Source organism: Thermococcus sp. EP1 (assembly GCF_001317345.1).
Classification (GTDB): domain Archaea; phylum Methanobacteriota_B; class Thermococci; order Thermococcales; family Thermococcaceae; genus Thermococcus_A.
In genome coordinates, this window is sequence record NZ_JXCG01000003.1 from 204,687 (window position 1) to 226,608 (window position 21,922).

Annotated in this window: 24 protein-coding genes and 1 tRNA gene; 11 read left to right on the forward strand and 14 right to left on the reverse strand. The window is 38.3% G+C overall.

The features are described from left to right. Window positions 1-5: 5 nt before the first annotated feature. On the reverse strand, window positions 6-752 hold the full coding sequence (locus tag EP1X_RS03875; protein ID WP_055281899.1) for an MBL fold metallo-hydrolase: 747 nt from the start codon (window positions 750-752) through the stop codon (window positions 6-8). 85 nt (window positions 753-837) lie between these two features. On the opposite strand from EP1X_RS03875, the gene EP1X_RS03880 reads away from it, so the two are divergent. The 3 genes from EP1X_RS03880 (at window position 838) to EP1X_RS03890 (ending at window position 2,785) form a co-directional block, all read left to right on the forward strand. Continuing rightward, complete coding sequence (locus tag EP1X_RS03880) at window positions 838-1,323, forward strand: Mut7-C RNAse domain-containing protein (protein ID WP_055281901.1); 486 nt, start codon at window positions 838-840, stop codon at window positions 1,321-1,323. Further along, entirely contained in the window at window positions 1,310-1,999 is a 690-nt protein-coding gene (locus EP1X_RS03885; protein WP_055281902.1) for a 6-hydroxymethylpterin diphosphokinase MptE-like protein, read from the forward strand. The genes EP1X_RS03880 and EP1X_RS03885 overlap by 14 nt, the downstream gene beginning before the upstream one ends. A gap of 189 nt (window positions 2,000-2,188) precedes the next feature. Further along, entirely contained in the window at window positions 2,189-2,785 is a 597-nt protein-coding gene (locus tag EP1X_RS03890) for a hypothetical protein (RefSeq protein WP_055281904.1), read from the forward strand. A 41-nt stretch (window positions 2,786-2,826) separates the two neighbouring features. Here the strand turns inward: EP1X_RS03890 and EP1X_RS03895 are convergent, their stop codons facing one another. Further along, window positions 2,827-4,719, reverse strand: a complete 1,893-nt coding sequence (locus EP1X_RS03895; protein ID WP_055281906.1) for a S9 family peptidase — start codon at window positions 4,717-4,719, stop codon at window positions 2,827-2,829. 64 nt (window positions 4,720-4,783) lie between these two features. On the opposite strand from EP1X_RS03895, the gene EP1X_RS03900 reads away from it, so the two are divergent. Continuing rightward, entirely contained in the window at window positions 4,784-5,092 is a 309-nt protein-coding gene (locus EP1X_RS03900; RefSeq protein WP_055281907.1) for a hypothetical protein, read from the forward strand. On the opposite strand, the gene EP1X_RS03905 is transcribed toward EP1X_RS03900, so the two are convergent. Further along, a complete protein-coding gene (locus EP1X_RS03905) occupies window positions 5,078-5,728 on the reverse strand; it encodes a hypothetical protein (protein WP_055281909.1) in 651 nt (216 codons plus the stop codon). The two genes, EP1X_RS03900 and EP1X_RS03905, sit on opposite strands and share 15 nt — an antisense overlap. A gap of 419 nt (window positions 5,729-6,147) precedes the next feature. Here EP1X_RS03905 and EP1X_RS03910 point away from each other — a divergent pair, with 419 nt between their 5' ends. Beyond that, window positions 6,148-6,375: an Lrp/AsnC family transcriptional regulator gene (locus tag EP1X_RS03910; protein WP_048160338.1), complete on the forward strand. Its 228-nt coding sequence runs from the start codon at window positions 6,148-6,150 to the stop codon at window positions 6,373-6,375. A 51-nt stretch (window positions 6,376-6,426) separates the two neighbouring features. On the opposite strand, the gene EP1X_RS03915 is transcribed toward EP1X_RS03910, so the two are convergent. From EP1X_RS03915 to EP1X_RS03925, 3 genes are all read right to left on the reverse strand, one after another. Beyond that, window positions 6,427-7,113 carry a TIGR00153 family protein gene (locus EP1X_RS03915; RefSeq protein WP_055281911.1) on the reverse strand — a complete coding sequence of 229 codons (687 nt, stop codon included), beginning with the start codon at window positions 7,111-7,113 and terminating at the stop codon, window positions 6,427-6,429. Window positions 7,114-7,118: 5 nt separating this feature from the next. Next, window positions 7,119-8,345 (reverse strand): inorganic phosphate transporter, encoded by a 1,227-nt coding sequence (locus EP1X_RS03920; protein WP_055281913.1) that lies wholly within the window; start codon window positions 8,343-8,345, stop codon window positions 7,119-7,121. Between the two features lie 111 nt (window positions 8,346-8,456). Then, complete coding sequence (locus EP1X_RS03925; RefSeq protein WP_055281915.1) at window positions 8,457-10,181, reverse strand: metallophosphoesterase; 1,725 nt, start codon at window positions 10,179-10,181, stop codon at window positions 8,457-8,459. Window positions 10,182-10,513: 332 nt separating this feature from the next. On the opposite strand from EP1X_RS03925, the gene EP1X_RS03930 reads away from it, so the two are divergent. Next, window positions 10,514-11,689, forward strand: a complete 1,176-nt coding sequence (locus EP1X_RS03930) for a DEAD/DEAH box helicase (RefSeq protein WP_055281917.1) — start codon at window positions 10,514-10,516, stop codon at window positions 11,687-11,689. 115 nt (window positions 11,690-11,804) lie between these two features. Here EP1X_RS03930 and EP1X_RS10050 read toward each other — a convergent pair whose 3' ends face one another. Further along, complete coding sequence (locus EP1X_RS10050) at window positions 11,805-11,954, reverse strand: hypothetical protein (protein ID WP_156300704.1); 150 nt, start codon at window positions 11,952-11,954, stop codon at window positions 11,805-11,807. Between the two features lie 388 nt (window positions 11,955-12,342). Next, window positions 12,343-12,420 (reverse strand) — tRNA-Arg (locus EP1X_RS03935). Between the two features lie 104 nt (window positions 12,421-12,524). Here EP1X_RS03935 and EP1X_RS03940 point away from each other — a divergent pair. The 4 genes from EP1X_RS03940 to EP1X_RS03955 all read left to right on the forward strand — a co-directional run bounded on the left by EP1X_RS03940 (window position 12,525) and on the right by EP1X_RS03955 (window position 16,160). Beyond that, window positions 12,525-13,607 (forward strand): DUF835 domain-containing protein, encoded by a 1,083-nt coding sequence (locus EP1X_RS03940; protein WP_253276539.1) that lies wholly within the window; start codon window positions 12,525-12,527, stop codon window positions 13,605-13,607. 87 nt (window positions 13,608-13,694) lie between these two features. After that, the gene (locus tag EP1X_RS03945; protein ID WP_055281919.1) at window positions 13,695-14,597 is read left to right on the forward strand and encodes an MBL fold metallo-hydrolase; all 903 of its coding nucleotides are present in this window, start codon (window positions 13,695-13,697) and stop codon (window positions 14,595-14,597) included. Window positions 14,598-14,607: 10 nt separating this feature from the next. Continuing rightward, window positions 14,608-14,799 carry a hypothetical protein gene (locus tag EP1X_RS03950; RefSeq protein ID WP_055281921.1) on the forward strand — a complete coding sequence of 64 codons (192 nt, stop codon included), beginning with the start codon at window positions 14,608-14,610 and terminating at the stop codon, window positions 14,797-14,799. An 86-nt stretch (window positions 14,800-14,885) separates the two neighbouring features. Next, a complete protein-coding gene (locus tag EP1X_RS03955) occupies window positions 14,886-16,160 on the forward strand; it encodes a tRNA (N(6)-L-threonylcarbamoyladenosine(37)-C(2))-methylthiotransferase (protein WP_055281923.1) in 1,275 nt (424 codons plus the stop codon). A gap of 4 nt (window positions 16,161-16,164) precedes the next feature. Here the strand turns inward: EP1X_RS03955 and pepQ are convergent, their stop codons facing one another. After that, entirely contained in the window at window positions 16,165-17,208 is a 1,044-nt protein-coding gene (gene pepQ / locus EP1X_RS03960) for a Xaa-Pro dipeptidase PepQ (RefSeq protein WP_172672593.1), read from the reverse strand. A gap of 124 nt (window positions 17,209-17,332) precedes the next feature. On the opposite strand from pepQ, the gene EP1X_RS03965 reads away from it, so the two are divergent. Further along, on the forward strand, window positions 17,333-17,740 hold the full coding sequence (locus EP1X_RS03965) for an RNA-binding domain-containing protein (RefSeq protein ID WP_055281925.1): 408 nt from the start codon (window positions 17,333-17,335) through the stop codon (window positions 17,738-17,740). Here EP1X_RS03965 and hflX read toward each other — a convergent pair whose 3' ends face one another. The 5 genes from hflX to EP1X_RS03990 form a co-directional block, all read right to left on the reverse strand. After that, entirely contained in the window at window positions 17,741-19,015 is a 1,275-nt protein-coding gene (gene hflX / locus EP1X_RS03970; protein WP_055281927.1) for a GTPase HflX, read from the reverse strand. Between the two features lie 91 nt (window positions 19,016-19,106). Then, window positions 19,107-19,439 (reverse strand): nascent polypeptide-associated complex protein, encoded by a 333-nt coding sequence (locus tag EP1X_RS03975; RefSeq protein WP_172672596.1) that lies wholly within the window; start codon window positions 19,437-19,439, stop codon window positions 19,107-19,109. A gap of 70 nt (window positions 19,440-19,509) precedes the next feature. Further along, complete coding sequence (locus EP1X_RS03980) at window positions 19,510-20,547, reverse strand: lipopolysaccharide assembly protein LapB (protein WP_055281931.1); 1,038 nt, start codon at window positions 20,545-20,547, stop codon at window positions 19,510-19,512. After that, window positions 20,535-21,062: a methylated-DNA--protein-cysteine methyltransferase gene (gene otg / locus EP1X_RS03985; protein ID WP_055281933.1), complete on the reverse strand. Its 528-nt coding sequence runs from the start codon at window positions 21,060-21,062 to the stop codon at window positions 20,535-20,537. Before otg ends, EP1X_RS03980 begins: the two co-directional genes overlap by 13 nt. Further along, entirely contained in the window at window positions 21,049-21,789 is a 741-nt protein-coding gene (locus tag EP1X_RS03990) for an RNA methyltransferase (RefSeq protein ID WP_055282096.1), read from the reverse strand. Before EP1X_RS03990 ends, otg begins: the two co-directional genes overlap by 14 nt. Window positions 21,790-21,922 lie beyond the last annotated feature (133 nt).

Sequence of the window (21,922 nt, forward strand, 5' to 3'; positions counted from 1 at the left end):
TCACCTCACACATAAAAGAGCATCCCATCATAGGCAACAAGAACTTTTCCATTGTATTTCTTTCTGACATACTCATCAAGCTTCAAAAATGAGAGATTTTTGTGGGATATATGACTCAACATAGTTCTTTCAGCTAATTGGAGCCCTGTTTCAGCACCCTCATCAACGTTATTGTGATACGGATCATCAACACCTGGAGCGTAAGTAGCATCTACTATGGCAAGGCGAAGTTTTTTCTTTTCTAATAATTTAAAAGTCTCCTCAGGAAGCCCTTTGGTATCATAAAGGATTGCCACACTTTTATTATCCTCTTCTATCAGGTATCCAAGAGTCTCTACTTGATGATTAAGTTTTAGAGCTGTTATTTTAAGGGAGTCTATTTTAAGCACATCTCCGGCCTTGATGAATTCTACTTGGATGTTTTTGGGATCATGAATCATTAACCAATCTGCATCGCCTTTTGGACCATAAAGCCTAGTTTTCTTTGCAATCCACCTGAGTTTATATAGCCCATAAATATGATCGTGATGCCAGTGAGTAAGAAGGATCCCCTCAAGAGGTACATGTAATAGATCCCTGATGTCTGTTCCTACATCTATGAGTATTGCCTTTTTGTTTTTGCTAATGATTGCTAAAGTAGAAGGCTTTCGTTGTGCAAAACCAAGTTTACGAGCTTCTTCACATGTTTCACATGTGCACAAATGAGCTGGGATACCCTCACTGCCTCCAGTGCCAATGAAATAGACTATCATTTGTTTCACCCCACTTAAAAAATGTTAGGATGGTTATAAGGTTTCTTCCAAAAGAGCTTTATTATCTTCTTCCAAGTTAGAGTTGATGAGGGGAAAAAACACAAAGTTTATCGCTGATATGATGCTTGGTCGTTTAGCTAGGTGGCTTCGACTTTATGGATATGATACTATTTATGGGGTAGAGGAGGATAGTGAGATTTTAAGAATTTCACGGGAGGAGAATAGAATAATCCTAACTCGGGATGAAGATCTTGCAAAACGATCAGAAAATACTATCTTAATAAGATCGAACAAGTTTGAGGAGCAAGTGAGACAACTTATGGAACTTGGTTTTAATTTTGATGATCTTTTTCCTGAAAATGCTAGGTGTCCAAAGTGCAACGGCCTGATAAGGAGGGTTAGCAAGGAAGAAATCAAAGATCGAGTTCCAAAAGGGGTTTATGAAGACTACGATGAGTTTTACGTGTGTGTCCAATGTGGTCAAGTTTATTGGCCTGGGAGGCAGTGGAGAGAAATGGTAAAAATTGATAGAAGGTTAAGGAATCTGAGGGAGTCCAATGAAATGGAGTGAGTGGGAACCTTTTTATCAGTATATCCTTGAGGTCATGGGTTATGATAGAGAGGCAGACAAAAAAGCCGCCCTGCTCTTGAGAGAACTCTTGTTAAAGAGTAAGAACTATGTTTCACCCACAGAACTTAAAGAACGAATTAGAGAACAAGTTTATGTTTTTGGTCCGGGTCCAAGCCTAGATGAAAAACTAAACCGAAAATTTGATGGAACGTTAATAGCCTCTGATGGTGCTACTTCCGCTTTGCTTGAAAATAACATTATTCCCCACATTATTGTAACGGATTTAGATGGTAGGTTTGAAGACATAAAAAGGGCCAATGAGTTGGGTTCCATTGTAGTCGTTCATGCTCATGGAGATAACATGGATAAGCTTAGAATGTATGTTCCAAGGCTTAAGAACGTTCTAGGAACGTGTCAAACAGAGTCTTTAGACATAATTTATAACTTTGGTGGCTTCACTGATGGGGATAGGGCCGCTTTTCTCGCTGAAGAGCTCGGAGCAAAAAGAATATTTCTCGTTGGGTTTGATTTTGGTGACGTCGTTGGAAAATGGAGTAAACCTTATTTAAAAGAGCACACTCCAGTATGGGAAACCAAGAGAAAGAAATTTGAAATCGCTCAGATGCTCTTGGAATGGCTTAAAAAGAATGGACGGGCAAAGATAGTGGAGCTTTAAGCTCGACCACTCCCGTATTCATCACTTTTCAGAGGGTTAGAGTCTCATCTTTGTCTTTATAGTTCAAAGAAGACTGATCTCCTCCTTTTCCTTGAACAGTTTACCACATCCCCACACTAAAAGACGAGACTTTCAGGTAGGTAAATTTTTAAATAAACTTTTGTGGAATATATATGAAAGGTGGGGAGCATGCAAAAAGAATTCTTTTTTGCTTTTGGGATTTCTTTGGTTCTTGTTTTAGCAGGCTTTTATTATACTACTCACGATAGTAAGAGGTCATTTTGGCAGACAGTGGATACGGCCGAATTCTATCTTAAAGATAACAGCACTGATTCGATATTTACAGGAACTGTTTTTGCCCAAACTAATGGAGCGTTGAAACGAGTTATCTTGGTTGGTTGGGTTAATATAACGAAGTTAGATTTTGCAGGGGCGCTTGTTGGTGTACCTCATGGGTGGAGATTGACAAGTGCGGGAACAAGCTATAAAGACAGGAATATTACAAGCATCTCTGATTGGATGAATATTCTCGTGACGGAGGACCCACAATCTCCAGTGAGATATCGTGTGTTTATAGGGCCCGCAGGACATGATATTTCCTTCTGCATAGAGCATTCTTGTGCTGGAGGAATGGGGACTATTTTTCTTGAATTAGTGCCGGAGGAAGGTTTCAAAAACTTAACGTTGACATTGGGTGTAGGTAGTGGCTTTAAAGTTCTTGATGAGGGAAGGAAAGTTTTAGCGGTTGCAACAACTTCTAAAAATATAACCATCCGATTTAGTTAGTGGCAAAAACAATCAAATGCCTTAAAAAATTAAGAGAGAGATTATTTTTCGTTTTCGCTTTTCTCTAAGATCTTTTCCACATCAAATCCCTCTTCGTATTTCTTGAGCTTCCTTTCGAAGAACTCCATGAAGAGTTTGTACCTTTTTGCCCTATGTTTAGGACTGCCTCTTAAACTATGTCCATGTGCTCCTTTTTTGAATATTGCTATGTAAACTTCTTTTCCTAGATCTTTGAGCACGTGGTAAAACATAACACTCTGGTCGAGTGGACAACGATAATCTTCTAGGCTGTGTATGAGTAGTAAGGGAGCTTTAACATTTTGGGCATAGAAAAGTGGGCTGAGCTTTTTGTAGTTTTCATTTTCAAGTGGGTTTTCGCCAATTACTTCTTTGTCAAACCATAGACCAATATCGGAAAATGCATAGCTTGTAAGCCAATAACTTATGCCGTTTTCACTTATTCCCGCTTTAAATAAGGCACTTTGTGTTAATGCCCAGTTTGTCATAAATCCTCCATAGCTTATCCCTGTTATTCCAACTCTCTCCCTATCTGCATTGGGTTCGATTTCAAAGAACTTTTCAACGCCATTAAGGATATCTTGGAAGTCTTCTAGGCCTGTTCGCTCGAGTACTTTCAAAGCGAACTCTTCATCATAACCGTTACTTCCCCGTGGATTCACAAAGACAATGTAATATCCTTTATCGGCCATTAACTGCATTTCATATTTGAAATAATAGCCGTACATCCCCTTTGGCCCACCGTGAACAAAGACTATTACTGGGGCCTTTTCTTCAGTTTCAGGTTTGATATACCATCCATCTAGTTCTAAGCCAAGACTCTTAAAGCGGAAGTGTTGGAGAGGTCGTGTTTTCAATCGCTCAAATATTGGTCCGTTATAATCTGTGAGTTGTTGCAATTCTTTATCCCATATAAATAGCTCTCTCAAGCGGGTATCTGTCTCCTTTAGCAAGATAACTTTTCCATTATTACTTACATCAAATCCTATTACCCACGAATTTTCATCAACTATTGGGATTAGTTCCCCTTCTTCAAGTTTATATAAACTAACTCTCCCCTCTCTTGCCATAGTGAAGTATACGTTTCCCTTTTCATCGAGTTTTCCTTCCCAGTTATTGTAAACAAAACGTTCTGTTAATGGTTTAATTTCTGACCCATCCCAAGTGTAGAGGTAGTCATGCTCACTTATTTTTTCTTTCTTTGGTTTTCCATGGAGGAGGAGAACATCTCCATTGGAGTCTACAGCTACATATGAAACTCTCTCAAAAAGCTTTTCACTTTCTCCATCTTTCCAGAGATAAATGTCATAGAACTTGAAGAATTGTGGTTTTTCGTCCTCTCTATGTGGTACATTGTAAATTATGTTATCTCCATGCCAAATTCCAAAGGAGAACTTTTCTGTTGTGAATTCATCTAGGATTTCCTCGCTTTCTGTGTCCACTATCCAAAAGGTTGTCTTTTCTCCATCAAAGAATCCCTTATTATCAAACCACACTGGCACATCATCCTCAAAAATAAACTCTTCATCATCCCTCCTCTTGAACCCAGTCACCAAGATTCTTCTGTTGTCTCTGTTCCAGCTGATATTAAGGATATTTTTTGCCTCGAGGATTTTCTTTCCGCTCATTGATGTTAGGTCATAGAGCCAAACTTCAGCACTTTTCTTTTCTTCGTTTGGCTTAACGAGTGCGAGTTTTCTTCCAGTTGGTGAGAACCTTGGCATTGAGGCGTTTTCAATAAATTTTCTCCCCTTGCTTTCAAGTTCTTCAATAACAACTGTATTTTCGTATTTGTTTTGCTTCAAATTGGTTTTTGTTAATACATAAGCAATACTTTTTCCATCTTTTGCGATTCGTGGATCGCTTAGATAGGCGAATTTAGAAAAGGTGTTTTCGTTCCATTCGATTTTGTTCATAACGCTATCACCTAAATATACTCAGGCCCTAAATTATTTAAAGTTAATTGTCAAATCTTGGGATATGAAAGACGAATATGCTGTGTTTGGCATTTTATTAGCGGGTCTTTTGGTATCAGTGGTTTTTAAAAGCTATATAGGAGTTGTTTTAGCAGCTTTGGGGATTCCCCTCTATCTAGCTTACGTATCAAAAGAGAGGAATATTCTTGCAAAATCACGAATATTTGACAAAGATCTCTTTATAATGATTGGAATAACGATTGTTGTGATTTTAGTTTTTGAATATTTTTTGGATCCTAGGATTGGTCTTATATTAGCGGCTTTTTTGATCCCTTTAGCTATCTGGGGATGGGATAGATTAAAGGCTAGATAGTAGCTCTTTCAGTTTCTTGATATCATGTGTTTCTTTATATTTTTGGAGCTCCTCTTGGAGAGTCGTTAGAAATTCTTTGTCTATCTCAAACTTCTCTCGAACTCTTCTTGAAATGGAGTTTTCATTAAGGAAGATCATTGCCATTGCGGAGGTGAGGTTTTTGGTTTTTCTCTTAAGGCTTGCTTTTTCAAAGTCAATTACCCACACGTCATTTCCAATTATGATGTGCTTTCCTCCCTGTATTTGGCCATGATCAACCCCAAGGGTGTCAAGTTTGTACATCTTTTCGAGGATTTTTAGGAGATGCTTCTTCTCAGGTATTGCATAGAGTATGGGCTCTCCCTTTGCGAATTCTCTCACTAAGAACTCTCTATTTTCAAAGGTTCCATAATCGATCAAATGGGGGGTTATTCCTTTCCCCTCGAGAAATCTTAGAATCTTCACCTCTCTTTGGAAATTTCTTCTAGGCGCATCTCTTCTTTCTAACTTTATAATGACGTCTTTATCTTCCAGCCTCCCAAGGAAAATTAAGCTTGTGGTTCCCTTTGAATAAACATCTAAATTCTCAATGCCTCTCACGTGCATAAAGTGCTTGAATCTTTCAAGCTCTTCTTTGCTTATTAGATGATCAATCATCCTTCTCCCCGAGGGGTTAATTAGCTTCGCAGAGTATTTAAAATGGTGGGTTCCAAGATAGCTCCCATAGACAAAAGCAAAGATATATATTCTAGGTGCAATTTGAGATCTAGGCGTCTTTCGAACACTTAAAGATTAACCCGTGGTGGATTCAGGGATTAATACTCAGCAGGATGTGGTCAATTTGAAATAAGAAGATAATATATGCTCGCAAGTCTTATTTTAGAACTCGAAATTAAACTACTTGTTGATCCAGAAACCCGATTAAAGGCAGGATACCAAAGGTTTACATGCCCCTAAAAAAGGGTTTACAAGCACTATTGGCAAAGTAAATTAGCTTCCCCTAATTCGTCATTTTTTCTTTATCGACGGCGATAAGCTTAAATACTCAAAAGACCAAATATTATTGGTGGTAAGCTATGGTGACGGCGTTTATTTTGATGGTGACAGCCGCTGGGAAGGAAAGAGAAGTTATGGAAAAACTTCTTACATATCCAGAGGTAAAGGAAGCCTATGTGGTTTATGGGGAATATGACCTCATAGTCAAGGTTGAAACCGAAACCCTAAAGGATCTTGACCATTTCATAACTGAAAGAATAAGAAAAATGCCAGAAATACAAATGACTTCAACAATGATAGCCATTTGAGGTTTTTCTATCTTTTCTTCTGAAAGCTTTGCCCTTTAGGGCAAAAGTATGTCATTTGTTCATCATTAGCCTTATTCTTTCTGCTGCATCTTTTGCTTTATCAGAGATATTGCTTAGAGTCTTTGCTATATTAAGAAGGTACATTCCGAGGCCCCATTCTAGTTTTGAGGAGTTTTTGAATATTATCTCCATAAATTCGGTGTCGAGTTCATCTATTTTGTGTTCTACGCTTTCAATCTCTCTGATGAGTTCATATTCTTTCTCGATCTCTTTCTCTCCAAAACCACTCTCTATCACTGTGTCCATCTGAACAATAGCTTCATATACGAGTTTAGCAGCTTTAATACTTTCTTGACTCATTTTCATTATCAGACTTTTTATTTCCTCTTTGATGTCTTCTGGCATGTCATTGGGATCTCTAACAAGAAGCCACTTGGCTGTGTTTTCAGCAGCATCAGCTATTTTGTCTTGCATGTGTAAATATCTCAAAATGTCACCCCTATTCACAGGCATAAATAACTTTGAACTTAAACTGTCCCTGATCTCTTCTTTAATCCTATCGGCAAAATCTTCGAGGTCATCAACTTTTCGAGCGTAATTTCTCATTGTTTCATAGTCTCCTATTTCCCACGCTTCAAGAGCTTTTTCTAAAACCTCTACAGTTTCCAAAACAACCTCTGCGTGTTTTATCAATGGCTTAAATGGACTTTTAGCAAATAATTTCGTCCAAACCTGCATTATAATCACCCCAATACCATTAATATCTTAAATATGACTCCCGCAATTATAGCTGCAACGGGCACTGTGACAAACCACGAGATTACTATATCTTTAACGATATCTTTGTTTATTGCTTTTACTCCTCTGGCTAATCCTACACCTATCACTGCGCCAACTACGGTGTGGGTGGTTGAAATTGGTAATCCCATCCAAGATGCTACTAAAACGACTGTGGCCGCTGAAAAATCTATACTAAATCCTCTAGTATTTGTCAGTTCGGTAATTTTCTTTCCAACAGTTTCCATGACTTTGTATCCATATGTCGCTACACCTATTGCTATACCTAATCCTCCCATTGCTAAAATCCACTTTGGCACTGGAACTTTCATTCCTGCTAGCCCCATGGTTGCCACAGCATAAACTGCTGCCACAGGACCTATGGCATTTGCTACGTCGTTTGCTCCATGGGATAGGGCTACATAGGCAGAAGTTAATACTTGAACTTTTTTGAATATTGCTTCTACGCCCAAATACGGGTCTTTTGTTCTAAAGTTCCTTTTTAGCAGAACGAAGCTTATTACAAATGTGATTAGTCCTGCTGTAGCTCCATACCTTGTTATTGCTACAAAGAGGGACTTTCCATGCATAACTTTTATGTAAAACATTGATCCTATAACAATAAAGGCTAGGCCTATCCATACAGGGGCCCACCGTCTAGCACTTTTTATTGGGTTGTCCTTCTGGAGAATCGTTTTAGACACTAATTTAATAACGGTAAAAGCAACAATTGCCCCGAAGATTGGGGATAATATCCAGCTTGCAACAACTTGGGCCATCTTACTCCAGTTCACTATAGAGATTCCAGCATATACAATTCCATACCCCACGATTCCGCCTATGATAGAGTGGGTAGTTGAGACAGGTAAACCAAACTTAGTGGCAAAAACCAACCATAGGGAGGCAGCAAGAAGAGCTGCAATGGATCCATAAACAATAACATGAGGATCACTTATTTGAGATGCATCTATTATACCTTTTCTAATAGTTTCAGTGACGCTCTTTCCGAAGAGATATGCACCAGTGAATTCGAGTATACCTGCAATTATAACAGCTTGCTTGGGTGTTATTGCTCCAGCACCAACAGCAGTACTCATTGAATTTGCAGCATCATTTGCTCCTATTGCCCATGCCATAAATAGACCTACAGCTATTGTGATAAAGAGCCATGGATCACTAAGCATCTCAATCATTTTTTACCACCGAAACCAGCTACTTGGGAGTGTATAAATACTTTACCGCAGTAGAATATAGTTGGCTACATTGATCTATATAGAATATGTAGAAAAGAAAAAAAGAAGATGTCACTCTACCTTCACGGGCTCTACAGTTAAGGTATCTCCAGCGGTTATTTTTACGTAATGGTAGAAGCCTCCTTCTTCAGGTTTTGCATAGACTGGTGCTCCTCCTCCACCGGTTATTATGAGCTCTACACCGTCTTTTTCTCCATACCAGTAAATGTGGATATGACCAAAGACTCCAAATGCATTATATACTTTCATTAGCTCCAAGAGTTTCTTTGCGTGAGTGGGGTTCATAGTGTGGCCTCCCTCAGGCCTGGGATCTATTGGAGGAGCATGCATTACGATAACTGGTCTCTTACCAAGCTCTTTTGCCTTTTCGAGTTCTTTTTCCAACCAATTCCATTGGGCAGAGGTAAGCTGATAATTTCTCTCAACATTATTAGCGAAGATGAAATAATAGTTACCTAAGACAAACGAGTAGTCTGTAGGCCCAAAGAACTTGTGATATACATTTATTCCTTCCCCTTGGTACTCATGATTGCCTGGGGCAACAAATACAGGTTTGTTGAAATTCCAGACTTTTAATAATTCGGCCCACTCTTCCACTTTTCCAGAGTACACTAAATCACCGCTATCAATTATGAAGGCTCCCTCTTCTTGGTTCATGAGATCCCTTATTTTGAAGAAGACTTCTGGCTGTTTTGTGCCACTTCCTGGCCTGTGATCCCCAAAAGCTAGAAAAGTAAAGTTGTTCACGTCTTTTGGTATGAGAGAAAAGCCTTCGCTTGTAGTCAGTTTTATCCAAGTCTCCCCAGTTTCCGCATTTTCCGGGAATTCAACAAGCTCTGGGTTGGTATTCTCAACAATATATGTGATCTGCGCATGAGTTGTGCCAATTACTTTAACACTCACATTAAAGCCCAGTGCCCTTATATATACTGTAGATCCATTTACTAATCTTATAAAGCCCCCACTAACGGTCACGTTTTCTCCATTGACTATTCTCCAAGTATAGACAAATGGTTCTTTTACGAAAATTTCCTTTACAATCCAGTATTCATCGTCGTCTTCGATCCCGTCCCAGTCGTTATCTCCTATTACTTTTACAATTATTCCCTCAAACTCTCCTCTTCTAAGTACATAGCTAGGATTTAGTTTTCTTCCCTCACTTAACTCCTTGGCGAGTGCTAAAGCAGCACCAATACCTGAAACATCGTTACCTGTGAAGATGAGTCTGTCTTTGCCATCTTCTTTATATGCTATTATTGTTCCCATTTCTCCCCCAACGAACTTAGTCCCTACTTTGTAGAGAACATATCCAAAGTAATCTCTTGGTGTTGTAAGGATTGGTTTTCCTCTCAAAAGCTCTCTAGCATCGGATGGAGATAAAATCGCTATACCACTGTCAAATTTGTCTTTACTCTTTATCTCAGCATTAGGGAAATAATGCTTGGCCAGTTCTTCGTATCCTTCGCTTACATAAATTATTTTTCGACTAAAAAGGCTTGTCCAGTTTTGTAGAATCTCTCCAGTTTTGTAAGAACTAAAATCAATGCCAGGCTTTTCTGGGACTGTGGCTGTTGTTGTAGTGGTTGTAACTGTGGTTTGAGGTTCTGTTGTGGTTGTGGTAGTGGTAGGAGTAGTGGTTTCCACTGGAGAGGAAGTTGTTTGACTTTCAGAACTCGTCGTTTCACTGGGAGTAGTTTGAGTAGTAGTGGGTGATTGGGTACAGCCGCTTGCAAAAATTATAACTCCTATCAGAATGAGGACCCATACTTTTTTCATATTTTCACCATCTATAGTTTACTCCGATCTTTAAATCACTTTTGAATATGTTATCTTTTCTTAAGTTAGCAAGAGAAGTTCTGTTTTCCGTTTGAAAGCCTCGCTCTTCCTGTCAAGAAGAAGTATGAAGAATCTAATTTTCACATTCCCCATAACACCATTCTAAAGTGTTTATGCTTAAAGTAGAAGGGTTTGTCATTTGCAAACGTTTATAAACCCAAGAGATTTAAGCAGTTTGTAAGGAAATCCAATTAGAGCGCGGAACGTTAAAAATCCAACACTAATCGGCAGTTCTGTTCTCTAATGAGTAGAATGTTAAGGAGAATGCGAAAATGAGTTTTGAAAAATTAGGACTCTCAGAAAACAGCTTAAATGCTGTAAAAAGAAAGGGCTTTGTGAAGCCCACCGATATTCAAAGAGAAGTAATTCCGAGACTTTTGGGTGGAAATAAAGATATAATTGGGCAGTCCCAAACTGGAACTGGCAAAACTGCTGCATTTGCTCTTCCACTTATAGATCTTATAGATGAAGAGATGAGAAATGTCCAAGCGATAGTGATAACACCTACTAGAGAACTTGCAATCCAAGTTGCAAATGAAATAAATTCCTTAAAAGGGAGGAAAAAGATAAGAGTACTCTCCGTCTATGGAGGTCAGCCAATCGGGCCCCAGATCCGAAACTTAAGGAGAGGCGTGCATATAGTTGTGGGCACTCCAGGGAGGGTGATTGATCATATAGAGAGGGGCACACTATCCTTAAGTGAAGTTGATTATTTTATCCTAGATGAAGCAGATAGAATGCTGGATATGGGTTTCATAGAAGATATTGAACACATTTTGAGGCACACAAGCGAGGAAAAGAGAGTTTTGATGTTTTCTGCTACAATTCCAAGAGAGATACTTCGTTTGGCAAGGAGGTATTTAAGGAACTATGAAGTTATCAAGATTCAGGACAAGAGTTTGGCTCCAGAGTTAGTTGAGCAGGGCTACTTTGAAGTACTCCCAAATAAGAAGTTTAGTCTTTTGTGTAGGATTTTGGATGATGAGGAATTCTATGGCATAGTATTCTGCCAAACGAAGAAAGAAACAAGAGAATTGACATCAAGGCTTATAGCTAGGGGGTACAATGCAGAGGCTTTGAATGGTGATATTCCACAAAGAGGAAGAGAAAGAATTTTGAAACGTTTCAGAAGAAGAAAAACAAGGATACTTGTTGCCACAGACGTTGCTGCAAGAGGAATAGACATTAATGAGTTAACACATGTGGTAAACTACTCTTTACCTCAGAATCCAGAGGCCTACGTACACAGGATTGGAAGAACAGGTAGAGCTAAGAAGAAAGGTAAAGCAATAACCTTCATAGTGCCCGGTGAATATAGAAAATTACAATACATTAAAAGAGTTGCAAGGGTAGATATCAAAAGAGGCAAAAGTCCAAATCCAATGACTAAAAGAAAATACTCGGAAAAGGCACAAAATTATCGTAAAAGGTCTTTTGAGGGGGCATGACTATAAGTCTGGTTGCTATGGGATAAGGCATAATGATAATGGTAGTAATGATTAACTCTTCTAGACTGCAAAACAAAAAGGTGAAAACAGGAAGCTTAAGATTTTTATTTTTTCTTCAATGCATCATGGATCCAAAGCCACCCATCATACCGCCAACTAGCAATAATGTAATCACTAGTATGATTATATAAAATACCAATCCTGCCGTGAAAAAGCCGAGTCCGAACCAAAACCCGTCATTAAAATTAAGCTTCTTCTCTTCCATTTTTCCACCTCCACATACGTTATTATTTATGTAAATATTACCTTCGAACATAATAAGTTTTTCGCTACACTATTGGAAGTGTGGACAACAAATTATCTATACAAGCAAAAATATGATATACGTTCGTAATCAGAGAGATCGAAAAACAGTGACAAGTAGCGAAACTTCTAGCGAAGTTCATTATTTATTGAGTTTACAACTTTTAGAGAAAAACTCTTTCCGTGCTTAGTTACTCTAACTAGCGTACTCGTAGGCCCTTCACACAATGATAAGACATGAAGCACCTTCTTCAACAAGCCAGTGTTGATGAAATAAAGGACAATCCTCCCTCATTCCGGATAAAAGAGGAAATCGAATTCCGAGTTCCAACGTATGCAAGGGGATTTGTTGGCGGGCCCGGCGGGATTTGAACCCGCGACCTTCGCCTCCGGAGGGCGACGCTCTATCCAGACTAAGCCACGGGCCCTCATTAGTTATCCCAAAGTTTCAAATTAAAAACCTTTCTCAAAGGTAAGCAAAAATATTTTTAAATACGTATTCTAAGAGAGAGTAAGTTGCTAGGGGTTTGTGGTGCTTGAGGCGTTAGGCATGTATGAAAATGGAATACTTCAAGTCGCATGTTTATGGAGTGTGGCAGTTGCAGCGGGGACACTGGGTGTTCTTGTATATACTTACCTGAGACATAAAATTAAGGTTCTTGGGATTTGGGCGATCTCATGGATGTTTTTTATCTTGATGCAAATCTCTTTTTATATAGGGAGCAAAGATGGGGTGGCAGCATTTTATTCATTTTTTTCTGGGACATTATTGTATGGTGTTCTGTTATATTTTAGAGATCACGCTGATGTGAGAAACTCTTTAAAGCTTGAAATAATCGGAATTACCCCTCCTCTGTTTGTTGTATATATTCTCACTTTGAAACATCTGGGAATTTCAGAGGGATTACTCTCCAATGAGGCTCCATATGTTGTTCTTTCAGGTATCTTTTTCTTATTCTCTGGTCTTGTCTTTTTGACTATGGAAAGAGAGTGGAAAAGAAATGTGTTTTATCTTGGTATTCTTCTAATGATCTTTGGTTTGTTTGTCATTACATATCCGCTAAGGATCTCAAGTGAAACTCCATTGGTTTGGATTTCTGTTGGGAGTGTGTTATCAGTAGTAATTGCATTCTTTATGATCACGTTGGCTACATCAAAAGAGTTCTTATTTTTTGAGAAACAAGTGGGAGTTAGAGTTACTTTGGAACCAGGAGGGAGATTAATAACTTTAGATGAGTATCAGGTTCTTAAAGAGGAACTCAAGGAGTTTCCTGTCCTTGCATTTGTTAGAAGCTTAAATATTCCAGAACCTTGGAAGGCCTACTTCTTGAGCACAGAAGAAAGGAAAAATTCGATTTATCCAACAAATCTGGCATATATGGCTCAATTAGCCAGTGAATACTTCAAGGAGGCAGAAAAGAAAGGTTTAAGGGGAGTTGTGGTAATTGATTGTCCTGAATATCTTCTCATGTATAATGGGTTTGAATCTATTGCAAAATTTTTGGCTTCTTTGAAAGATTTTGCCATAAGCTATGGGGGTGTGTTGCTTATAGTGATTGATGAGAGTGCGTGGAATACATATCAACTTGCAATATTAAAACGAGTGTTGGAGTGAAAAGGTAGAACTTTTAACTTATAAGTTATACCTTTGAGGAGAGGTTAAACTTAAGAGAAGATAAGGGCATTATTTTTTGGTGAGTTAATGAAGGTTATTCCTTTAGCCTCGGAAAGCTTGGGAGTGAGAAGCTTAGCTACTTTCATAAAACTTGGAAGTATAGGAATTTTAATAGATCCAGGGGTAGCACTGGGACCAAAACGGTACTCTTTGCCCCCTGCAAAGGTAGAATTGGAGGCACTAATGGGGGCGAGAAGAAAAATACAAGAGTATTCAAAAGAAGCGGATATAATAACAATCTCTCATTATCATTATGACCATCATACACCTTTTTTTGAGGGAATTTACGAGAGTTCTTCACCTGATAAAGCAAAAGAACTCTATGAGGGCAAAACTCTTCTTATAAAACATCCAAGAGAGAACATAAATTTCAGCCAAAGGAAGAGGGCTTGGGTGTTTCTCAAGAAAGCAGAAAAAATAACTAAAAATATTGAACACGCTGATGGGAAGTTTTTTGATTTTGGTGATTTTATAATAGAATTCTCTCCTGCAGTTCCTCATGGGAATGAAGGTTCGAAGCTTGGCTTTGTGATAATGGTTATGATAGACGATGGGAAGAAGAGAGTGATTCATGCTAGTGACATTCAGCTTTTGAATCGGATGTCTAAAGAGTGGATAATAAAACAAATGCCTGATTTGCTAATTACTGGAGGTCCTCCGACATATCTCGAGGGGTATAGAGTTAAAGAAGCATGGACTACGGGTCTTAAAAATTTAAAAGAAATAATAAAAGAAACTAATACTGAGATAATCCTGGATCACCATCTCATTAGAGACAAACGTTATCCAGAATTTTTTGTACAGCTTGAAAAGGAACCTCTTACATTTGCTGGGTTTTTAAAGGAGAAAGATAGGCCACTTGAAGCTTATAGGAAAGAGCTTCATATGATTGAAAAGGGGGAAGAGGTAGAGGTGCCCTTTAAGATTTGAGGTGAGGAGTATGAGGTTCCTAGAGGAGTTTGGCACTCTTATGTTAATTTTGGGATTTGCCATAGCTATGGGATTTCTCATCATACTAGCTAGAATCCTTGCAACCTATACAAATTTTCTGATAACAATCATTGGTATATTCGCTTATGTGAGTATGCTGGGAATTATTTTGTGGATTTTGGATAAAAGATCAAGGATTTAGTAAGTTGTTATTTTTCTTTATTCGATTTTTAAGTATCCCATCTATAAACCATAGTCTTTTTAAATGCTTCAAAAGATTGGATTGCGATGAGAGTCTATTTAGAAACTTACGGTTGCACAAGGAATAAAGCAGATGCTGAAATGATAGAGGCTCTACTCCTTAGAGCAAATCATGAAATAGTTGATTTGGATAGTGCAGAGTATGCTATTGTAAACACATGTGCTGTTAAAGATCCAACGGAAAAGCACATGGTTAGAAGAATCAAAGAGCTTCTTGACAGTGGAAAGAAAGTTATAGTGACAGGGTGTTTACCTCACATTAACCTTGAGGCTATAGATGACAGGGTTTCTGGAATTCTTGGAGTTAAAAGTTTGGATAGAATTGTTGAAGCGATAGAGATTGCGGAAAGGGGAGGAAAGCTCGTTAGTGTTGAGGGATGGAAAGATAGGAAGATCGACAAACTTGAACTTCCAAGAGTGTGGAAAAGTGGAGTTGTTTTTGTAGTTCCTATAAGTGAGGGGTGTTTAAATGCTTGCACTTACTGTGCAACTCGTTTTGCACGAGGTGTTTTGAGAAGTTATAAGCCAGAGCTCATAGTGAAATGGGTAAAAGATGCGATAAATAGGGGATACAAAGAGATACAACTTTCAAGTGAAGACACCGGATGTTATGGGTTTGATATAGGTACAAACTTAGCTGAGCTTTTAGACGAAATTACAGCAATAGAGGGGGACTTTAGAGTCAGAGTGGGCATGATGAACCCAAACAATGCGATAAAAATACTTGACGAGATCATAGAAGTTTATAAAAATGAAAAGATCTACAAATTCCTTCATCTTCCAGTTCAAAGTGGGGATAATGAAATTTTGAGGAAAATGGGGAGAACCTACACTGTAGAAGAGTTCGAGGAAATAGTTAGGGAGTTCAGGAAGCACATAGATAATCTCAACTTAAACACTGATATAATTGTAGGGTTTCCAGGCGAGAACGAAGAGGCTTTTCAAAATACAGTGAGGCTTATTGAGAAGATAAAGCCTGATAAAATAAATGTCTCGCGCTTCTCGCCAAGACCTGGTACCTTGGCTGCTAAGATGCAGGACCAGATTGTGGGATGGAGAGTAAAGGAGCGATCTAGATATCTCCATAGGCTTAGATTGGCCATAAGCTACGAAATAAACAAAAAGTACGTTGGTAAGGAGATTCTAGTCTTAACACATAACGAAGGGAAGAAGGGTGGAATAGAAGGAAGAACCATGAACTATAAGGATATCATTCTTCCCGAAGCTCCAGTTGGAGAATTCATAAAAGTGAAAGTTACAAAAGCTACCTCTACATATCTATTAGGGGAGATAATAAAATAAAAAACTAAATAAGCTCTCTCTCGGTTTTTGTTAGTCTTTTTGCACCGTTTTTTGTGATAACTACAGTATCTTCAATTCTAACTCCGCCAAACTTTGGAATATATATTCCAGGCTCTATGGTGATTACCATACCCTCTTTTAGAACAGTTTCGTCGTGTTGAGAAACTCTAGGCCATTCGTGTACTTGAAGACCAAGTCCGTGGCCAAGGGAGTGTATAAATTTATCACCATATCCGTATTCTGATATTATATCTCTTGCAATGCTGTCAAGTTCTTTGGTTGTCATTCCAGGCTTAGCAGAGTCTACAGCCTTTTTCTGGGCTTCAAGGACTATTTCATAAATTTCTTTTTGCTTCTCATTTGGAGAACCAACTACAATAGTTCTCGTTATGTCAGAATTGTAATGCCGATAAAAGGCTCCAAGATCCATAACAACAAGATCTCCTTTTGTAATCCGTTTGTCACTTGCAGTTCCGTGTGGAAGGGCAGAGCGATAACCACTTGCTATTATAGTATCAAAGGCAGCTTTTTCAGCACCTTCCATTTTCATAATATACTCAACTTTAGCGGCTACTTCCCTTTCTTTTTTTCCTTCACTAACCTCTTCTATTGCAGTCATTACTCCAATGTCAGCTAATCTGCAAGCGTCTTCAATAACTCTTATCTCTTCTTCAGTTTTTATCATTCTGAGTTCTTTTATAATTTCATCCAAGAATTTAAACTCCTTAATTTCCGATTTTTCTTTTAGACCTTTACTAAATGAGAGACTCATAGAACCTTCTACTGCAACTGTGTTAAATCGTTTTAAATATTCGTAAACCTCGTCTATTTTTTTGAACTTCTCAACGGGGATTTTTGACTCTTCTTTTGCCTGTTCATACTCAAGCTCTGGTACGAGGAGTATTTCTTCATCAGAGTCTATAACTAGGTATCCCCCAATGAGCGGTGCACTCCCAGTGAAGTAGAAAAGATTTGGAGCGCTCATGATTAAAGCTGCATCTATTCCATTTTCTTTGAGATATCCCCTGATCTTTTCAATCCTTATCATGTTTTTCACCAATTGAGATGTATTTCGAAATAATAAAACCCTTTCGCTAAGGTATTCCCAATTCTGAAGAGAAAGTCAAAAACTTCAAAAACCCAGTACTTTAACTAGTAATGGTGATCAAAAAATGTTTGAAGAAATTGAGGTAGAAGCTTACGTTTACCCTACGGAAGACATAGAAAAAGTAAAAAAAGCAATGCTTAACTTAGTGTCTCCCTTGGAGTTTGATGCGTTTGATAAGGGCGAATACATATTATTGGTGGGTAAAACGAAGGATAAAAAGGCCCTACAAAGGCTTTATGAACTCTTTAGAGGCCAACAGATATTGGATACAGCAAGAGCGATGCTTGAAGAGGGATATTTTGGTGAAGAAATAATAATAAAAGTTCACAAGCAAGTTGCCTATGTTGGGAAAGTCAACTTTAATGAAGAATCCCCGTTAGGACCAATAACAATCATAATAAGAACAAAAGATCCACAACGACTCATGAAATGGCTCGCCCCTAGGACAAAGGATGGAGTTCCAATAGAATAGCTAGCTTGGGTGTTTCAATTCTACTCCCATTCTCGTTAAGCTTTTTATCATACCAACTTGAATATAAGCAAAAATCTGAGTGGTTTCTCCGTACTTTACATCTAGGATTTCTCCAATAGAGTTTATCAGAGCCATGACTTTGGGGACTTTCTCTTTGTCCTTTATTAAAATTTCAAATAACCTATATTTTGGAAGAGTAAACATTATCTCCTCTAAGGAAGCTTGAAGTTCGTTTAAGTCGTTCTTCTTCGCTGATATTGAGACGATACTATGTACGACTATCCCTTTCCTCTTGATGAGCTCTTTTAAGGCCTTCTTTTTATCCTGAACGTCTTCTTTACTAGTTAGGTCATTTTTATTTAGAGCAATTATAAGGGGCTTATCTAAGGCTTTTAGCTCCTTTAGGACTTCAATTGAAGCTAAAAACTTCCGTTTTATTTCACTCCATGGCTCGCTGACGTCAAGAACTAACAAGACGATATCTGCTCTAATAATCTCTTCTAAGGTGGAGTGAAAAGCTTCAACTATAAACGGCGGAAGGTCATCTATAAATCCAACGGTATCAGTTACCAACGCCCTCTTTCCATTTATTGTAAATCTTCTTGTCGTTGTATCTAGCGTTGTAAACATCTGCATTCTAGCCTCGATTTCTTCATCTGCTAAAGCATTGAGAAGAGTTGATTTGCCAGCATTCGTGTAACCGGCTAAGGCAACGAGTATAAATCCTACCTCTTCTCTCCTTTTTCTTTTGACCTCTCTATCTGCCTTTACTTTCTCAAGCTCTTTTCTTATCCTTCCCATACGGTAACGTATGTGTTTGAGATATTGTTGTGTCTGGTATTCACCCATACCCTTGAAACCAGCTCTGTCTCCAAGTTTAATTCTTCTAATGGCTTCTTTAACAAGAGGAAGCTCGTATTGAAGGTTAGCGAGTTCTACTTGTAACTTTGCCTCTTTTGAGTGAGCTCGTTGTTCAAATATTTCCAGAACTAGCTGCCATTTATCAATAACATCTATCTTGAGTTCTTTTGTGATGTTGAATGATTGTGATGGCGTCAGGGGATTGGCAAATATTATTCTATCTGGATTTAGTTCTGCTATTAGTTTTTTAATCTCTTGAAGCTTTCCAGGCCCTACATTGTACTTGGGATGTTCTTCCCTAACTTGCTCTACTATTGCTAGAATTTCATAGCCTGCACTTTTCAGAAGCTCCTCGAACTCTTCTCTATTCACTACTTTTCTTGGTGAATGTCTTATTACTCCAATTGCCTTCATCGAGGAAAGCTAAACTAAAAGGGTTTATATAGTTTTATATCATGATATTTTAGGGCAAGGTAGCTCTCCTTCAAGAGAAATGAAAGAACCATTAAGATTCTTGGAGTTTTAGAATAGCTTCGGCTAAATCTCCCTTTGTTTCTTCTAACGCTTTTTTAGCTGTTTCGTAATCCGTTCCTGTTTGCTCCATTACCAGTTTGATGTCTTCTTCTGGAATATTGAGGACTTCTCTGACTTCTTCTTTACCAACGATCTGGTAACTCTTCTCTCCCATGGCTACTATACTGGTAACAGTGGGATTTGTAATGACAATTTCCTTATTCTCAAATCTTATTATGACCTCTTTGACTCCTTCGAGCTCTTCCATTTTTATTCCAAGTTGCTTCATGAGTTTTTGCATTTGCTTAGGATTCATACCCTTCATTGGCATCATTTTTATCACCAAAAAAGAATTCAAAAAGGAATATATAACAGTTTCTCAAATCCTCTAGAAATCAGTTGTTGGACTCTTTTTCTTCTTCTGGAAAGTTTGAAGTCTCCTCATTAGTTATCATAATCTTTTTTCTGTACTCCTCATATTTTTGCCTTGCCTCTTCGGCTTTTTCTTTTTCATCAAGGTAGTCATAAGCCTCTGCTACGTGTTTCCACCACATAGGGTCTTCTTCAACTTCTTTGAGACAGTATTCAAGGAATTTTTGATAAGCCTCTTTCGCAAGTTTTTCGTTGCCAAGCTTTCTTGCTATGTTTCCAACGTCCTCCCAGAAGACACCTTCTTCTTGAGCTTCACCCTTGTAGTACTCTAGTGCCTTTTCCCACGCTTCTCTAGCTTTTTCTTCGTTGCCAAGTTCTTCATAGAGTTTTGCTACGTCTTCCCAGAACCACGGTTCTTCTTCAGCATACTTTTCCAAGGCCTTTGCGGCCCTTTCCATTTTTCCTGCTTTTTTCCAATATTCGTGAGCCTCTTTCAAGTAATAAGTGTCTTTTTCTTTTTCATAAAGCTGTTCGTATATCTCAGCAGCTTTCTCATAGTTCTCTGCTTTTTCATAGGCCCATGCAGCACTTTCCATCCATCCTAGCTTTTCATACATCTGTGCAGCTTTTAGGTAATTCCCTTTTTTTTCATACTTCCTTGCAGCAGCTTTATACTTGCCGGCTTTCTCAAGATTTTCAGCACTTCTAAAGCGATCCATTAAGCTCAGGTCTGGCTCGCTTATATACCAAATCCCAAAGGCCAGTCCGAAGATAAAGAAGAGTACTATTCCTCCAACTATCTTAAGTTTTTGCCAAGTAATGGTTAGATATGTGGCATAGGCACTAAGACCAGTGGGGATAATTAGTAACCCTGCATATTTCCAGCTTTCGGCATATAGGGTTAATGCGAGGAAAAATCCAAGCATGAGAGTCAAACCCAAGAAACCTAATCCTAAGACTATCCTTACTAACATCCAAAAACCCCATTTATATATTATGCCTGCTACTATCGCAATAATGAGGAATAGGAATCCAATTAGGTAGGCTTTCAATTTGTCCACCTTTTCACCCCCTCAATCTCAAGTAAAAATCTTTTATACTCTCTTTTTGGTGTATAATTTCCAATGTTATTTGAAGCAATTACTCGGTGGCAAGGAACTATTATCGGGTAGGGGTTCCTTTTCATGGCTCCACCAATAGCTCTCGGTGAGCTCCTAAGCATCTTAGCTAACTCACCATATGTTATGACTTCTCCTCTTTTAACCTTTTTTGTAAGTGTATCGTAAACTTTCTTCTCAAATGTAGTAGTTCCTTCAAAGCTTAAATGCTTGAGACCCTTTTTATTCTCGACATCTCCAATAAGGATTTTGTAAACAACCTCTGGAAATAGACTTTCTTTTTCTTTAAGTTCAACATTTACTCTTCTTTTTTGAAGATACTGCGTTAGGGAAGCTATTCTTTCCTGAAGGAAGTCTCTCCCGTCAAAAGAAAATGTTATCCCTTGAATTTTCTTATCAAATATAACTGCTATTAAAATCTCCTTGTTTTTTATCTTGAAAGACTTAATCGTTATCATTTTTACACCTCTCAAGAATCTCAGTAGCTTTCCGTAGGGGTCCATAAATTGAATGAACTTCTTTTGCATATATAAAGCCTCTTCCTAAAAAGCGTTTAAACATCAACACATAAAGTTTCCTTTTTTCTAAATCCTTGGGATATTGAAGGACATCCAAGAATCGGGCCCAAAGATTTACTGCTCTTTCCCTCTCATCTCGTGTAGATTTTCTCAACTTGTCTTTAATTTCAGGAGGTGAGACTTTTAATCGCTGTTTATATATCTCATAAAGAATAATACCAACCGCATGACTTAAATTCATCACAGGGTATTCCTGGCTTGTAGGTATTGTCACAGTGAAATCCAGCATTTTAAGTTCTTTGTTGTCTAATCCCCTGCTTTCTCGTCCAAATACTATCCCAATACTTCCAGCATAAAGGAAAAGCCGTTTTGCAAAGTCTTCTGGATTTATAGGGGTTCTTTCGGGAATGTAGTCCTCTCCAGCTAGACCGGTTGTACCTATGGCTAAGTCAATACTGTTTAGGGCCTCTTCAAGTGTTTCTACTATTTGAGCATTTTCTAATATTTCTACTGCATGCACTGCAAACTTTCTTGCTATTTCATTATCTGGGCTAACCTTAGGATTTACAAGAATGAGATCTTTCACTCCAAAGTTCTTCATGACCCTTGCAATAGCCCCTAGGTTTATGGGATATTCCGGTTCAACGAGTATTACTTTTAGCTCCATGACTGCAAGATATTTAAAGACAAGCATTAAAATGCTTACGGTGGAACGATGGGTAATGTTGAAGATACTTATGTTTTTTATGTATCCAATTGTGGGAGTAGTTTATACTGGCAAATTTCCTTTTGTGAGGTGA